Origin of the sequence: Pseudomonas sp. IT-196MI5, assembly GCF_949767415.1 — a bacterium.
Classification (GTDB): domain Bacteria; phylum Pseudomonadota; class Gammaproteobacteria; order Pseudomonadales; family Pseudomonadaceae; genus Aquipseudomonas.
In genome coordinates, this window is sequence record NZ_CATKPZ010000008.1 from 51,194 (window position 1) to 65,791 (window position 14,598).

Annotated in this window: 13 protein-coding genes and 1 pseudogene; 3 read left to right on the forward strand and 11 right to left on the reverse strand. The window is 58.2% G+C overall.

Annotation, left to right across the window (positions count from 1 at the left end):
* Positions 1 to 20: 20 nt before the first annotated feature.
* The 3 genes from ACM6IK_RS05695 to ACM6IK_RS05705 are packed head-to-tail and all read right to left on the reverse strand — an operon-like array spanning position 21 to position 2,886.
* Entirely contained in the window at positions 21 to 818 is a 798-nt protein-coding gene (locus ACM6IK_RS05695) for an ABC transporter permease (RefSeq protein ID WP_414873517.1), read from the reverse strand.
* The gene (locus tag ACM6IK_RS05700) at positions 815 to 1,735 is read right to left on the reverse strand and encodes an ABC transporter permease (protein ID WP_414873518.1); all 921 of its coding nucleotides are present in this window, start codon (positions 1,733 to 1,735) and stop codon (positions 815 to 817) included. The genes ACM6IK_RS05695 and ACM6IK_RS05700 overlap by 4 nt, the downstream gene beginning before the upstream one ends.
* Before the next feature lie 23 nt (positions 1,736 to 1,758).
* Positions 1,759 to 2,886, reverse strand: a complete 1,128-nt coding sequence (locus ACM6IK_RS05705; protein WP_414873519.1) for an extracellular solute-binding protein — start codon at positions 2,884 to 2,886, stop codon at positions 1,759 to 1,761.
* 432 nt (positions 2,887 to 3,318) lie between these two features.
* On the opposite strand from ACM6IK_RS05705, the gene ACM6IK_RS05710 reads away from it, so the two are divergent.
* From ACM6IK_RS05710 to ACM6IK_RS05720, 3 genes are all read left to right on the forward strand, one after another.
* Positions 3,319 to 4,101 carry a creatininase gene (locus ACM6IK_RS05710; protein ID WP_414873520.1) on the forward strand — a complete coding sequence of 261 codons (783 nt, stop codon included), beginning with the start codon at positions 3,319 to 3,321 and terminating at the stop codon, positions 4,099 to 4,101.
* Positions 4,102 to 4,180: 79 nt separating this feature from the next.
* Entirely contained in the window at positions 4,181 to 5,575 is a 1,395-nt protein-coding gene (gene gabP, locus ACM6IK_RS05715; protein ID WP_414873521.1) for a GABA permease, read from the forward strand.
* Between the two features lie 309 nt (positions 5,576 to 5,884).
* Positions 5,885 to 6,901: a GlxA family transcriptional regulator gene (locus tag ACM6IK_RS05720; protein WP_414873522.1), complete on the forward strand. Its 1,017-nt coding sequence runs from the start codon at positions 5,885 to 5,887 to the stop codon at positions 6,899 to 6,901.
* Between the two features lie 131 nt (positions 6,902 to 7,032).
* Here the strand turns inward: ACM6IK_RS05720 and ACM6IK_RS05725 are convergent, their stop codons facing one another.
* From ACM6IK_RS05725 to ACM6IK_RS05760, 8 genes and pseudogenes are all read right to left on the reverse strand, one after another.
* Complete coding sequence (locus ACM6IK_RS05725; RefSeq protein WP_414873523.1) at positions 7,033 to 8,373, reverse strand: MFS transporter; 1,341 nt, start codon at positions 8,371 to 8,373, stop codon at positions 7,033 to 7,035.
* Between the two features lie 226 nt (positions 8,374 to 8,599).
* On the reverse strand, positions 8,600 to 9,811 hold the full coding sequence (locus ACM6IK_RS05730; RefSeq protein WP_414873524.1) for a M24 family metallopeptidase: 1,212 nt from the start codon (positions 9,809 to 9,811) through the stop codon (positions 8,600 to 8,602).
* A 219-nt stretch (positions 9,812 to 10,030) separates the two neighbouring features.
* Positions 10,031 to 11,056, reverse strand: coding sequence for a GlxA family transcriptional regulator (locus ACM6IK_RS05735; protein ID WP_414873525.1), 1,026 nt, complete (start codon positions 11,054 to 11,056; stop codon positions 10,031 to 10,033).
* Positions 11,057 to 11,085: 29 nt separating this feature from the next.
* Positions 11,086 to 11,178, reverse strand: a pseudogene (locus ACM6IK_RS05740) (serine dehydratase beta chain); the annotation flags it as partial.
* Between the two features lie 73 nt (positions 11,179 to 11,251).
* A complete protein-coding gene (locus ACM6IK_RS05745) occupies positions 11,252 to 11,503 on the reverse strand; it encodes a hypothetical protein (protein WP_414873526.1) in 252 nt (83 codons plus the stop codon).
* A 69-nt stretch (positions 11,504 to 11,572) separates the two neighbouring features.
* Positions 11,573 to 12,469: an alpha/beta fold hydrolase gene (locus ACM6IK_RS05750; protein ID WP_414873527.1), complete on the reverse strand. Its 897-nt coding sequence runs from the start codon at positions 12,467 to 12,469 to the stop codon at positions 11,573 to 11,575.
* A gap of 3 nt (positions 12,470 to 12,472) precedes the next feature.
* Positions 12,473 to 13,258, reverse strand: a complete 786-nt coding sequence (locus ACM6IK_RS05755) for an SDR family NAD(P)-dependent oxidoreductase (protein WP_414873593.1) — start codon at positions 13,256 to 13,258, stop codon at positions 12,473 to 12,475.
* A gap of 80 nt (positions 13,259 to 13,338) precedes the next feature.
* On the reverse strand, positions 13,339 to 14,433 hold the full coding sequence (locus ACM6IK_RS05760; RefSeq protein WP_414873594.1) for an alkene reductase: 1,095 nt from the start codon (positions 14,431 to 14,433) through the stop codon (positions 13,339 to 13,341).
* Positions 14,434 to 14,598: the final 165 nt, after the last annotated feature.

Consider the following 14,598-nt stretch of genomic DNA (forward strand, 5'->3'; position numbering starts at 1 on the left):
GGATGATTGTCAGGGTGGTATCAGGCACTGGCGGGCTTACGCCGTCGCATCAACAGCAGTTGCGCGAGGATCACCAGGGTCATGGTCGTGATAAAGACGATGGTGCCGATCGCGTTGATGGTCGGGCTCACCTGCCCTTGCAGCGTATTGAGGATGCGCACGGGCACCGTTTCGTTAAGCCCCGACACGAACCAGGCGACAGCGAACTCATCGAAGGAAACGGCCATGGTCACGAACAGCGCGGCGAAAATGCTCGGCGCCGTGAATGGCAGGATCACATGACGCATGGCCTTCCACTGATTGGCTCCCAGGTTCCAGGCCGCCGCCTCAATGTTCGGATCCATCTGCGCCAGGCGCATCCTGATGACCGCCATTGCGAACGGAGCGCACATCACGATATGGCTGATCATCACCGCGTAGATCTCGCCGGAAAGCCCGACCCGCGACAGGAAAGCCAGCATCGCCAGCCCCATGATCACCACCGGAATGGTGGGCGGCAGTAGCGCAAGCGCCATGTAGATCGACTTGCCGAAAAACTGGTAACGGAAGTCGGTGTAAGCCGCCGTAAACCCAAGCAGGGTTGATACCAGCGACACGACCACACCCACCGTCAGGCTGTTCCTGAATGCCTGCCAGACCGCCGGATCGCTGGCGATCGTCTCGTACCAGTGCAGGCTGAAACCGCCCAGCGGCAAGGAAGGGAATCGGTCAATGTTGAACGAGAACACGAAGCTGCCGGCAATCGGCAAAAAGATGAAGAGGAACACCATGACGACAAAGCTGCGAAGCAAGAAGTTGATCAACCGATGCTCGTTCATGCGCGCCTCCGGTAAGCGAAGCGAACCGCAGCAAAAGCCGCGATGAGCAACGTCACAATCATCATCGTTGCGATTACCGCCGCGCGTGGCCATTGCTGGCCGGACTTGGTGGTGTCCGTAATCAGCGTACTCAAGGTCGGCGGCTGACCACCGCCCAGGTAGAGCGGGCTGACAAAGTCGCCGAAGGTCAGGATGAAGCAGAACAGCGCCGCAACCACGATGCCGATCCGCGCCGACGGCACCACCACCACCAGCACCGTTCGCAAGCGTCCGCAGCCCAGGTTGTGCGCCGCCTCGATCAACGAACGATCGATGTACATCAAGCTGAACAGTTGCAGCAAAACCACCAATGGCAGGCACAGCGTGAAATAACCGACATAAGTACCGAACGCCGTATTCAACATGGCAAACGGCTCTATCCCAAGCAAACCGAGCGCGGCATTGAAGATGCCGTTATCGCTGAGGAACACCTGCCATGAATAAGTGCGCACCAGGTAGCTGGTGAAGAACGGAGTGACCAGCAGCAACACCAGCAGCTGCTTTGCCGACTCGCGAAACTTGAAGGCGATCGTATAGGCGCAGGGAAAGGCCACCAGGCTGACCAGCACAGTGGCACCCGCCGCCATGGCGAGTGTATGGACGTAGGCGTCCCAAAAAAAGGCGCGACTGAGCATGTAGCTCCAGTTGAGCCATTCGAACGTCGGCACCATCCGGAAGTTGCGTACAAGCCAAAAGCTGATGGCCACCAGAAATGCCAGCGGAAATACGAAAAAAATCAATTGCCAGGTCAGGATTGGCATCGAGAAACACAGGCCAAACCAAGGCAAGCGCCACACCCTCCTTGAACGGCGCTCCGCTCGGGCACCGACATTACCGGAGAGTACCGACGGTGAAGCCTTCAACTTGTCTGAAATCATAGCGACCACCTCCACGCGTCTCGTCAAGCACCCTTGTATTGCGACCAGAAGTCATTCCACTCATCCAGACTCTGCCGGACCGGGAGTTCGCGGTACTTGATACGACCATCGCGGATGTCATCCATGACATTGCGCTGACCGAGCAGCATGCCTTGGCGCTTCGCCTCGGCGGGATCGATCTGGTTCAGCAGTTCCCATCCCTTTTTGCTCGGGATCAGCGCTGGATAAGCGGCCATCTTCGCCGACTTGACCTGGCCTTCGGGTGAGGTGATGTATTGGATGAACTTCTTCGCCAGCTCCGGGCTGTGTGCTTTTTTAGCGATGCAGTAAGACTCCGTCCATTGCAACCCGCCCTCTTTCGGCAAGACGGTTTTCACCGGTGCGCCGGCACGTTGCAAGACACCGGTGATCCAGTCGCCGATGCCGCACATGGCATGGATCTGACCATTTTTCAGTGAAGAAAAGGTTCCGCCGTAATCGAAGAAACCGCCGATTTGCGCACGCAAGCTCATCATCTTCTGCTGCACCGTTTGCCAGTGCGCGGTATCGATGTCGTACGGGCGCACGTTGCCATTCATCAAGCTGATCTGTCCGAGATTCGGCAGGTGCCAGTCGAAGTGTCCAACCTTGCCCTTGAGGCTTTCGTCCCAGAACACGTCATAGCTGTGCACCTTGGCTTCGGGAACGAGTCGGGTGTTGTAGGCGATGCCGAGGAAGCCAAAGCGAATCAGCACCGAGTAGAGCTTGTCCCCCTGCCAGTGCCCGGGAAAATGCTGGAACTCCGGGTAGAAGTCATCGAAGGGGTAGTCAGCGGGGTCAAGTTGCTCGATGTACTCGGCGGCATTGAGTTGCTGGACGTATTCGGCGTCGGACAGGATCAGGTCGAAAGTGCCGGGCGGGGACTGTGAGATCAACCCCAGCATGTTGTCGCCGCCGGTGTAGTACTTGGCCCGGACCTTGACCCCATATTGGCGCTCGAAATCAGCGACGATGTCCGGCTCTGCGTGTCCGGCCCATGCGAGTATGACCAGTTCTTTTTCCGCTGCGGCGAAGCTTCTCAAAGGCAGCAAACCAGAAAGCGCTGCGGTGCCTGCCAGGATGCTGGAGGTCTTGAGGAATGTACGGCGTGAAAGGTCGATGCGATTTTTCATTATTGTCTCGCCTGGTGATGGAAAGTGGCTCTGATGAAAAGTGCTCCTGTCCGTCTCATCCTTTTGCTCTTGCCTGCTGCCTGCTATCGCTGCCAACCACAGCATCATTCGCTGGCTGGATGCATTGCAGCAGGTCGCCATCACCCGTTTTTGTGCGCGCTCGACCTGGACTTTGTCAGATCCGACTCATGCCCCTTCTCATGCAAAAGCGACGAGCCTTAATCCGATAACCGGACAGAAATGACAAATCAGAGGGTGTTTTGTCATTTACGGGTCGGATTCAGACAAATCTGCACCCTCCCCCTCTGATCGAATTGATTCACGCGCCACCTTCGATTCCTGCAATCGGCAAGGTCGGTCAGGCGATAGGCAAACGCCCCCAACCACCGGTTGAAAATTACCAACGGTCAAACACTTTCAGAGGGTGTGCAGATGAACAACAGTGTCGTTATTGGAGAACTCACCTGGCCTGCGTATGCAGAGAAGGTCGCTGCCGGCAGCCCGATCTTTCTGCCCGTGGGTGCACTGGAACAGCATGGACATCACATGTGCATGGAAGTCGATGTGCTGCTGCCTTGCGCGATATGCAAGGCGGTAGCGCAGAATGTCAGCGGCCTGGTCTTGCCTGCCCTCGCCTATGGCTACAAGTCTCAGCAGAAATCAGGCGGCGGCAACCACTTCCCGGGAACAACCAGCCTCGATGGAGCCACGCTGACCCATACCGTGCAGGACATCATCAGAGAACTTGCACGCCATGGCGCACGCAAACTGGTGATGATGAACGGGCACTTTGAAAACTCGATGTTCATTGTCGAGGGCATAGACCTTGCCCTTCGGGAGCTTCGCTACGGTGGCATCAGCGACTTCAAGGTCGTTGTGCTGTCCTATTGGGACTTCGTCAACGACCCTGCGGTCATCGAAAAGCTATATCCCGAGGGATTTCTCGGCTGGGATATCGAGCATGGCGGTATTTTCGAAACCTCTTTGATGCTGGCCCTGCACCCCGACAAGGTCGATCTGAGTCGTGCGGTTGATCATCCTCCCGCGACCTTCCCGCCTTACGACGTCTTTCCCATCATTGCCGAGCGCACACCGGCCTGCGGAACACTGTCATCCCCTAAAGGTTCCAGTCGCGAGAAAGGCGAGCTGATTCTGGAGGTCTGTGTCTCTGGCATCAGCGCCGCTGTGCGCGAGGCTTTCGATTTGGACACCTGAAGAACACACGGAGGTGCCGAAAAGAGTACTCACGGTTATTGCTTCACCCTCCCCAAGTAAAATAAAAAGGGTAAGTCTCATGTCCAGCAGCTCAACCTTGGCCCCAGGCCTCAAGCAGCGTCACGTCACCATGCTGTCCATTGCCGGTGCCATTGGCGCCGGCCTGTTCATCGGTTCAGGACACGCCATCGCCTCGGCGGGGCCGGCCGCCATCCTGGCGTACATTTTTTCCGGCACCCTGGTCGTGCTGGTGATGCGCATGCTGGGAGAGATGGCCGTAGCGTCGCCCGATACAGGATCTTTTTCGACCTACGCCGAGCGAGCGATGGGACGCAGCGCCGGCTTCACCATCGGCTGGCTGTACTGGTGGTTCTGGGTACTGGTCATTCCGATAGAAGCCATCGCCGCTGCCGCCATCCTGCACGCCTGGTTTCCCGCCATTCAGACCTGGGAGTTCGCCATAGCGGTCACCGGCCTGCTGACATTGACCAACCTGTTCAGTGTCGCCCGGTACGGGGAGTTCGAGTTCTGGTTCGCCATGCTCAAAGTCATCGCGGTTCTGGGGTTTATCGCGCTTGGCGCGCTTGCCCTGGTGGGCGGATTACCGGATACGACGGTGAGTGGGGTCGTTCAACTAAGTCATGAGTTCGGTGGTTTCATGCCCAATGGCATGACCGCCGTCATCGGCGCGATGCTCACCACCGTGTTCAGCTTCATGGGCACGGAAATCGTCACCATTGCCGCTGCCGAATCGCAAAACCCCGCCAAACAGATCACCCGCGCGACCAACTCCGTTGTCTGGCGAATGGGGATTTTCTATATCGTCTCGGTATTCCTCATCATCTCCATCGTCCCCTGGAACGACCCCATGCTCATGGAAGTCGGCTCTTATCAGAGAACGCTCGAGTTGATGAACATTCCACACGCGAAAATGATCGTCGATATCGTCGTGCTGATTGCTGTCGCCAGCTGCCTCAACTCAGCCATCTATACCGCGTCACGCATGGTCTACTCCCTGAGCAAACGCGGTGATGGTCCTCGAGTACTGCAGAAGACGTCATCTTCAGGGGTGCCTTATATCGCGGTGCTGGCCAGCACCGCGGTCGGTTTTCTGACCACGGCGCTCAATTACTTTGCACCCAACGAAGTCTTCTCCTTCCTCCTGGCCAGCTCCGGTGCCGTTGCGCTGCTGGTCTATCTGGTCATCGCTGTTTCGCAACTGGTACTGCGCAAGAAGATGAATGCTTCGCGGCAACCGATCGCGTTCAAGATGTGGTTTTTCCCCTGGCTCAGCTACCTGGTCATCGCCTGCATCTTGAGCATCCTGGTGGTCATGCTGATCTTGCCGCAGCATCGCATGGAAGTTGTAGCGACAGGTGCGCTGACACTGTCCATCGTCTGTATGGGCGCAATCTTCAACTCCAGGAAGAAGACAGTGCAAGCCGTCGACATCGCACGAACCGAAAACGCTTGAAGCGCTATCCACGATAGCAACACTCATCCTCGTTCACCTCTTTCCGGCCGCTCTCCACCACGGAGCTGGCCGGTTTTTTTGTTGATCACTCATGCCTTGCTCCCCACGTTTTCTACGCCCCCCTTCGGCCAATCGAGACTCATGACATCTTGCGTGCGTATTCCTTTCGTCACGGTCCATTGTCCGGACACACACAGTAAAATCCTGAAGCCTGTAAACAGGGCTTACAATCACAAAAACGAGATGACGTTGCCCGTATCGGCAGCTTGCCGCGGCGCATGTCACTGATGCAGTTGAGGAGCGGTAATAATGACGAAACTCCAGGTGGTGAAACCTGCCGCAGGACGTTCGGCGAATGAACAACGACCGGTGAAAACCGTGGGTTTCCTGGTCATCCCCAACTTCACCACCATCGGCTTCGCCTCCGCCGTGGAAACACTGCGCATGGCCAACCTGGCCGCGCGCAAACCGATGTTCCGTACGGTCATCATCGCCGCCAGCCTGGAACCGGTGACGGCCAGCAACGGCATGCGCATTCTGCCTGACCATACGATCACCGATGCACCCAGACTCGACATGCTGTTCGTTGTCGGATCAAACCCGATCGTCTCCAATCACGGCAGCCGACCACTGCTCAATTGGCTACGCAAGCTGGCGCATGATCAAGTGCCGCTGGGCGGGATCTGCACCGGCAGCCACTTGTTGGCGCGAGCCGATCTGCTCAAGGGCTATCGCTGCACGATTCACTGGGAAGACATCGAAGCACTGAAAGAGCGTTTTCCGGGGATCATCATTTCCAACCAGTTGTTCGAGCTGGACCGTGATCGCTACACCTGCTCCGGTGGCGTGGCCTCCATGGACATGACCCTGCAACTGATCGCCCGCGAACCTGGTGGTCGCGATATCGCAGCCCATGCAGCCGAATTGTTGTTGTGTGATCGGGTACGCAATGCACAGGAACAACAGCGTGTGCCATTGCGACAAAAGCTGGGCACCTCGCAGCCCAAGCTCAGCCAGATGGTGGCGATCATGGAAGCCAATCTCGAGGAGCCGGTGGGCCTTGAGGAACTTGCGCGGTTGAACGAGGTGTCGGTGCGCCAGCTCGAACGCCTGTTTCACAAGCATCTGCAGCGCACGCCGAGTCAGTATTACCTTGAATTGCGTCTTGCACGGGCACGTCAATTATTGCTGCGCAGCGAATCGCAGGTACGTGATATCGCCCTCGCCTGCGGCTTCGTTTCGCCTGCGCATTTTTCCAAATGCTACAGCCGTTTCTTTGGCGTATCGCCGATGGGTGAGCGCAAGCAGGTAGCGGCGGTGCATTGATGGACTGGCCTCTTCGCGAGCAAGCTCGCTCCCACATTTGATCTTTGTGAACATCGATTGCATGTCCACTGAAGATCCCCTGTGGGAGCGAGCTTGCTCGCGATGGCGGCAGTGAGATCGCCGAGTGCGGGTCAATCCTGTAAGGCTTTATGCGCAGTTTCCCGGCTTGCCAACATGGCAATCAATGCCACCGCCGCTGCAGCCAGCAGATACCAGGCCGGGGCCATTTTGTTGCCGGTCAGTTGAATCAGCCAGGTTGCGATAAACGGCGCGGTGCCGCCGAACACCGCATTGGAGATGTTGAAGCTGAAGGCAAAACCACTGAAGCGGACGCGGGTGGGGAAAATCTCGGCAAGGAAGCACGGCAAGGTGCCGTCGTTCATCGCCAGGATCGCGCCGAAAGCAATCTGGATCATCAGAATCACCATCAGCGGTTGATTCTCCAACATCCCGAACAGCGGAAATGTCAGCGCCAGGAACAATATTGAAGCGCTCAGCAGCATGGTTTTGCGTCCGAACCGATCCGACAGTGTGCCCATCAGAAAGATCAGCCCGATGTAAGTCGCCAGCGATACCGTGGATGCCAGGAACGAATCACTTTCGCTCATGCCCATTTCGGTGGACAGGTAGGTCGGCATGTAGCTGAGCAACAAGTAGAACGCCACCGCATTCAGGCAGGTCGCGCCGATCCCGATCATCACACTGCGTCGGTGCACGGTCAGCAATTCGCGAACCGGAGCGTGGGTTGCGCATTCCTTTGCTTCAAGGCGTTTTTCCATCTCCAGGAACTTGGGCGTGTCTTGCAGGCTCATGCGGATGTAACGCCCCACGAGCCCAAATGGCGCTGCCAGCAGAAAGGGTAAACGCCAGCCCCAGCTGTGCAGATCCTCGACACTCATCCACGCATGCAGGCCGGCGACAAAGACCGCGCCGAAGAGCAAACCAGCCGCCGTACTCGCCGGGACAATGCTGGTGTACAAACCGCGTTTACCCTCGGGCGCATACTCGGCGAGAAAGGCCGATGCCCCGGCGTATTCACCTGAAGCGGAAAAACCCTGGAACAAGCGAATCAGCAACAACAAGGCCGGTGCCCACAGGCCGATATGGTTGTAGGTCGGCAGGATGCCGATGCAAAAGGTCGAGATCGACATGATCAGAATCGACCAGGACAGCGCACTACGCCGCCCGTATTTGTCACCGAAGTGGCCCCAGACCAGCCCCCCCAGCGGGCGGACGATAAACGACAGTGCAAACACGGCGAACGTCGCCAGTAGCGCGGTCGTCTTGTCGGTTTGCGGAAAAAACGTGAGCGCGATGACGGTTGCCAGGTAGCCGTAGGCCGCATAGTCGAACCACTCGACGAAATTGCCCATGAAGCTGGCACTGGCCGCGCGCCGCAGGGCCTTGCGCTCGGCGGTCTGTTCAAGTTTCTGCGCCAGGGTCGGCGTCAGGCTTGCGCTCTGGGTGCTCATTGGGCACCTCCGGTGTCAGAGGTGTGGTGATCGAGGTGAAGCGTCGGGACGTAGAACATGACAAAACCCTCTATTGTTTTACTTGGCAGGGTCAAGGCTCGGTAAATGCTGCGCGCTTTCAAGCGTGCATGCATTGTTTTGTTCCGGTTTATCTCAGCCACCGGGAAGATTTTTCGCCGCTCGTCAAAGCAAAACGCCGCACAGGTTCACTGTGCGGCGCAGGATCTTACTTCTTGATGATGTTGTGTTCCGGGCCATACGGGAACTTGGTGATGTTTTCCCCACCCTGTTCGTTGACAATCAGGATGTCGTGTTCACGATACCCGCCGGCACCCGGAAGACCCTCGGGCAGCATGATCATCGGTTCAATGGACACCACCATTCCTGGCTCCAGCACCGTGTCGATGTCTTCGCGCAACTCCAGCCCGGCTTCGCGCCCGTAGTAATGGCTCAGCGTACCGAAGGAGTGGCCGTAGCCGAAGGTGCGGTATTGCAGCAGATCGTGTTCCAGGAAGATCTCGTTCAATTGCAGCGCGATATCGCAGCAGCGCATGCCTGGCTTGATCAGCTTCAGACCAGCCTCGTGCACTTTGACGTTAACCTCCCACAAACGCAGATGCTCGTCGGAGCAGTGATCCAGGAACAAGGTACGTTCCAGTGCGGTGTAGTAACCGGCAATCATCGGGAAGCAGTTAAGGCTGAGGATGTCACCCTTGTTGACCTTGCGCGAGGTCACCGGGTTATGTGCACCATCGGTGTTGATACCGGACTGGAACCAGGTCCAGGTGTCCATCAGTTCGGAATCAGGGAAAGTGCGGGCAATTTCGCGCACCATCGCCTGAGTGGCATGCAGGGCTACTTCGTATTCTGGCACCTGATCACGCAAGGCTTCGACGATGGCCGCACCGCCGATGTCCGCGATGCGCGCGCCATGACGGATGATCGCGTGTTCTTCGGCGGACTTGATCATGCGCATACGCATGCACGGTACGGCGATATCCACCAGCTCAGCCTGCGGATAGCGGCTGGCGAGTTTGTCGCGATTGAGCAAGTTCAGATGATCGAACTCGATGCCGATGCGCCCGGCCTTGGGCAAGGCCTGCTGGATCGCGACGAAGTAGTTGTCGCGCTGCCAGTCGGTGTAGACGATGTTTTCAGTGCCGACGGTACGGCGCCATGGCTGACCGCCATCGATGTTGGCGCTGATGGTCACGGCGCTGTCCTGGGTCACGACCAGCGCGTACTGACGCCCGAAGGAGCAGTACAGGAAATCGCTGTAGTAGTTGATGTTGTGATAGGACGTGAAGACTGCCGCGTCGATATTGTTCTGCGCCAGATAAGCCCGCAATTTGGCCTGGCGGTTGGCATATTCCTGAGCCGAGAACGTCGGATTCACTTTTTCGCCGTTCTTGATCTGGATGGTTTTCGGCATTTGCATGTCATTTATCCTTGTCATTGTTTGAGCAACAGAAGGCGCCAATCTGGCGGGCCGCTGAAGATCATTCGAACAGATGCAAGGTGAGGTTTTTTGCGCGAATCCGACCTGTAATTGGTTATATCCGCTGTTTGCGAATCGGGTCCCCGAGCCCCCGGCAGAAACAAAAATGCCCCCGGCAAGCGCGGTAAAAGACGCTTGGCGGAGGCATTGGCAACGCAGTCAGTGCGGGAGCGCGCTTGTTCGCGATGTGGCCGGTGCGTTCAACATTGCTACTCGCTGATCCTGCGCCTTCGTGAGCAAGCTCGCGCCCATATGATCGCGAGGGTGTGCTCCGAAGTATTGGCGATAGCATCGCAAGAAATGTTGCACCGAGACGAAACCGCACTCCCCGGCGACATCCGACAAAGAATGTTCACCGGCCCGCAACAACTGGCGCGCCTGTTGCAGCCGCAGGTCCAGGTAGTGTCGCGACGGCGAACAACCCAGACTGCGCTTGAACAGCCGTTCCAGATGTCGCCGGGAAATGCCCATGGTGTCGGCCAGTTCGTCGATACCCAGCGTTCGGCGCAAGTGCTCGGTCATCAATGCCAGTGTTGCTTGAAGTTTTTCCGGGGCGTCATGCAAGGGAAGTAGCGGCCGGGCCTGGCGTGCTGCATGTTTTTCCATCCGCAGTATCAGACCACGACCGTGGGTCCGGGCGAGAAGCTCGTGCATCAACCCTTGAACGGCCTGCGGGCCGACGCAGGTCAGACGTTGGCGATCGACACAGAACGGTGCCGCTACCGGCGTCAACTCGCGCAAAGCAGCAAAGGTCAGTGTTGGGGTGGGCTGCGGCAAGCTGCAACGGAAACCATCCAGCGCGCCAATCTGCGCCAGCAACCAACCGGCCTTACCCAACGCCCCCAGGCTGATCGGTTGCCTCGCCCAGTGGTTCAGCTGCTGGAGCAAGTCTGGATATTCAGTTTGAAGATGCAGGTTATCCCCACCGCAGAGGATTAATACATCGAACATTTGTGCTTGATCCAGCCGTGCAGTGGCGGTTGCGATGCCGTTGCTGGCGTTCAGTTGCTGTCCGTCCAGGCTAAGCATTTGCCATTGGCAAACATTGCACCCCGCCAACTGATTGGCCTGGCGCAATGGCTCCAGCGCATTGGCAAGGGCATACAAATCGAAGGCTTCCATCAACCAGAAACCAATACGCAACACCGGCGGTTGTGGCCGGCCAGGCTCGGTCAGTTGCAGCATGTTCCACTCCCCCGCAGGTCAAAATGCTCGACAAACAAAGCACCGGCACGCATCGGGCCGACGGTATGGGAGCTGGAGGGGCCGACACCACTCTTGAGCAAGTCAAAAACACTGATAGCCATCGTCGATCTCCGCGCCGCTTCAAAGGTGTCAGGAATTCACCCGATTGTCGGCCTCAGGAATCATCAAGGCGTGTCAGATTTCGACTCCCAAGTGCTCGTTGCTACCAATGGCAAGCTGGATGTGTTGCTCGAACTGGCCCTGCAGACAAACTTGCCTGAACTGACCCTCAACTTTTTCCACCACGCTGCGCATCGCCGGCAGGTAGCGTCGAACAGCCTCCTCAACAGGCAGTGCGCCAGGCATGAGATCTCGCTCATGCATATCAACTACGCTGGCCGAAATCTTATCGTCTGTCTTTGTTGCGAGCAGTGCCTTGAACGACATCATCTTCTCCTCAAGGATCCTGCAGGTCGAAATCAACTGAAGGTGCCAATGCCTCGGGCAACGGAACAACTAGTGCGGGTCAGGTAACGTTTTGTCAGGTTGTTCGGGATCGAGAAAAGCCAGCGCCTGCGCCACGAAATTGGCGTGATTCTGGAAAATCGCACCATGTCCGGCATCTTCATAGATGATCAATTGCGAGTTCGGGATGCGGCGGGCCATATCAGTTGAGTTCACTGTCGGCACCATGATGTCGTTGTCACCATTGGCGATCAGTACCGGGATCCGGATACTGCCGAGGTCCTGGGGTGCCTGCTGCCCCCACGCCTTGATCGCCTTCAACTGTCGCGAGAAGGCACTTGGCGTGGGTCCCTTGTCCCGATCCGTTTTGCGCTCCTTCAGTCGCTTCAAGAAGGCCTTCGCGGCTTGGCGACCATTGGTCGAGGCGGTGAAGAACAGGTAGAACTTCGGATCCCGCAGGGTCAGTAACCCCTTGATCATCAATGGCCAGGATGCCGCCCCTACCTTGTCAATGTCTTTGCCGCCCGCCGGCCCCGTACCCGCCAAAATGAGCTTGCGTACCAGGTCAGGGGCTTTGAGCACGATGTCCTGTGCCACGAATCCGCCAAGGGAAAAACCGACTAGATCAACCTTCTCCAGGCCCAGCCCGTGGATCAGGGCTATCGCATCCCGCGCCATTTCATCAATGGTCACGGGCGCTGCTCCTCCCGATGCGCCGATGCCCCGGTAGTCAGTGGCGATGACGCGATGCTGACTGGCAAGACCATCGATGATCCGCGGGTCGAAGTTGTCCAATACCGCGCCCCAATGGTTGAGAAGAATCAGCGGCACCCCGCTGCGAGGCCCCAGGTCACGGTAGGCAAACACAGTCCCTGCGACACTGATCGAGCGGTTCACGGCGCTTGCGTAGGACGTGCCCGATCCAAGGTCATTGTCGGAATGGGTCATTGTTTACTCCGTGCGATACCGCTCTGCGACATGCGCTTGTCGAATGTCCGAAATCAGCGCTTGTCGCGCGGCATCCAGGGCGGTCCAGCGACTGGCGTCATGCAGTGGCGGGATGGTCACCAGCTCACGCCGATCGAAGCCCACCAACGCGGCATCCACCAGCTCACCCACCTCCATCAGTTCCGGCAGCGCATTGACGTCGATGCCCGCCCGCCCCCAAATCTCCGTGCGGGTTCCGGCAGGAAGCACGGCCTGGACATAGACGCCTTTGGGCGCGAGTTCCAGACTCAGTCCCTGGGAAAGGAACAACACGAAGGCCTTGGTCGCGCCATAGACCGACATGCCGAATTCCGGCGCCAAGCCAACCACTGAGCCGATATTGACGATCGCACCTTCACCGGCCTGCGCAAGCCGAGGGGCGATTGCGCTGGCGAGTCGCACCAGCGAGGTGGTGTTGAGCGCGACGAGTCGCGCGACATCGTCGGTCGCCTGCTCGATGAAGCTGCCAGACTGGGCAGCCCCGGCATTGTTAATGAGGATGCCAATGCGCGAATCATCGCGCAGGCGCGTCTCGACGACGGCCAGGTCGCCGGGCTGGGTAAGATCGGCCTGGAGGATATCGACAGCGATGCTGTGTTCCTCGCGCAGGCGAGCCGCCAGTGTTTCCAGCCTGACTTTGTCGCGGGCAACCAGCACCAGATCGTGGCCGCGACGTGCGAAGCGCTCGGCATAGGTGGCGCCGATACCGGAGGAAGCGCCGGTAATCAGGACTGCGGGATGGGTAGTCATATGGGTAGTCATATAGTTGCTCTCTTGATCAGGTGAACCCATGTCGGGCATGCAACGTATAAATCGACACCGCGCCAGTGTTACAGGGCGCTGGCGTCAGCGAGGGCCGGATAGTCGATGTATCCCGCAGCACCACCGCCGAAAAGCGTGGCCGGATCGAACGACGCCAACGGCGCCGCGGTTTTCAGACGTTCCACCAGATCGGGGTTGGCAATGAATGGGCGCCCGAACGCGAAGAGGTCTGCCTTGCCTTCGGTGAGCCGGGAGGTAGCGAGATCCAGGTCATAACCATTGTTGGCGATGTAGGTGTTCCTGAATCGCCGGCGCAGGGAATCAAAGTCGAACGGTGCGACCTCGCGCGGCCCGCCGGTCGCGCCCTCGACGACATGGAGATAGACGATGCCCAAGGCGTCGAGCTGATCGACGATGTAGTCGAACTGCCCCTGTGGATCGCTGCTCGAGACACCATTGGTGGGCGAAACCGGCGAGATACGAATGCCGGTGCGCTCGGCGCCGATCTCTGCCACCACTGCTGCCGTAACCTCCAGCAGCAGCCGCGCGCGATTTTCGATCGACCCGCCGTAGGCATCGGTGCGTACGTTGGCACCGTCCTTGACGAACTGGTCCAGCAGATAGCCATTGGCGCCATGGATCTCGACGCCATCGAAGCCTGCGGCAATAGCGTTCGCCGCGGCCTGGCGGAAATCGTTGACGATCCCGGGCAGTTCGTCGAGCGCCAGCGCCCGAGGCTCGGAAACGTCGACAAAGCTGTTGTTGACGAACGTCTTGGTTGCGGCCCGAATGGCCGAGGGCGCCACCGGAGCGGCACCGTTCTCCTGCAGATCAACATGCGAAACTCGTCCGACGTGCCACAACTGCAGGAAAATTTTCCCGTTCTTCCCATGGACGGCATCGGTGACCTCACGCCACGCGTCGATCTGCGCTTGCGAGTAGATGCCGGGCGTATCTTGGTAGCCCTGCCCCTGCTGCGAAATCTGTGTGGCCTCGGAAATCTGCAGGCCGGCCGACGCCCGCTGGCTGTAATACGTTGCAGCGAACTCGCTTGGAACGAAGCCCGCGCCGGCGCGGTTGCGCGTCAGCGGCGCCAGGACCACCCGGTTGGAGAGCGTCAGGGAGCCGAGGGTGTAGGGCTCAAATAAAGTTTGTTCGGTCATGCCTTGTTTCTCCCACGTTGACTGATGGTCGTTGTTGCGAGTGTGCATCGCCATGCGATCGGCGCTTTCAGGTGGGCGGCGCTCATGGCCTGAGCCCTTCCAAAGTTGGCGAGCCGTTATGATGATGATCATAATCTTAATCGTCAATAACTTTGATGATGATTG

What these genes read in the sequence shown, in the direction of transcription:
- ACM6IK_RS05730 (WP_414873524.1), bottom strand. Translation starts at nt 9,811, where the DNA reads ATGCAAATGCCGAAAACCATCCAGATCAAGAACGGCGAAAAAGTGAAT.
- gabP (WP_414873521.1), top strand. Translation starts at nt 4,181, where the DNA reads ATGTCCAGCAGCTCAACCTTGGCCCCAGGCCTCAAGCAGCGTCACGTC.
- ACM6IK_RS05735 (WP_414873525.1), bottom strand. Translation starts at nt 11,056, where the DNA reads ATGCTGCAACTGACCGAGCCTGGCCGGCCACAACCGCCGGTGTTGCGT.
- ACM6IK_RS05750 (WP_414873527.1), bottom strand. Translation starts at nt 12,469, where the DNA reads ATGACCCATTCCGACAATGACCTTGGATCGGGCACGTCCTACGCAAGC.
- ACM6IK_RS05710 (WP_414873520.1), top strand. Translation starts at nt 3,319, where the DNA reads ATGAACAACAGTGTCGTTATTGGAGAACTCACCTGGCCTGCGTATGCA.
- ACM6IK_RS05700 (WP_414873518.1), bottom strand. Translation starts at nt 1,735, where the DNA reads ATGATTTCAGACAAGTTGAAGGCTTCACCGTCGGTACTCTCCGGTAAT.
- ACM6IK_RS05760 (WP_414873594.1), bottom strand. Translation starts at nt 14,433, where the DNA reads ATGACCGAACAAACTTTATTTGAGCCCTACACCCTCGGCTCCCTGACG.
- ACM6IK_RS05725 (WP_414873523.1), bottom strand. Translation starts at nt 8,373, where the DNA reads ATGAGCACCCAGAGCGCAAGCCTGACGCCGACCCTGGCGCAGAAACTT.
- ACM6IK_RS05695 (WP_414873517.1), bottom strand. Translation starts at nt 818, where the DNA reads ATGAACGAGCATCGGTTGATCAACTTCTTGCTTCGCAGCTTTGTCGTC.
- ACM6IK_RS05755 (WP_414873593.1), bottom strand. Translation starts at nt 13,258, where the DNA reads ATGACTACCCATCCCGCAGTCCTGATTACCGGCGCTTCCTCCGGTATC.
- ACM6IK_RS05720 (WP_414873522.1), top strand. Translation starts at nt 5,885, where the DNA reads ATGACGAAACTCCAGGTGGTGAAACCTGCCGCAGGACGTTCGGCGAAT.
- ACM6IK_RS05745 (WP_414873526.1), bottom strand. Translation starts at nt 11,503, where the DNA reads ATGTCGTTCAAGGCACTGCTCGCAACAAAGACAGACGATAAGATTTCG.
- ACM6IK_RS05705 (WP_414873519.1), bottom strand. Translation starts at nt 2,886, where the DNA reads ATGAAAAATCGCATCGACCTTTCACGCCGTACATTCCTCAAGACCTCC.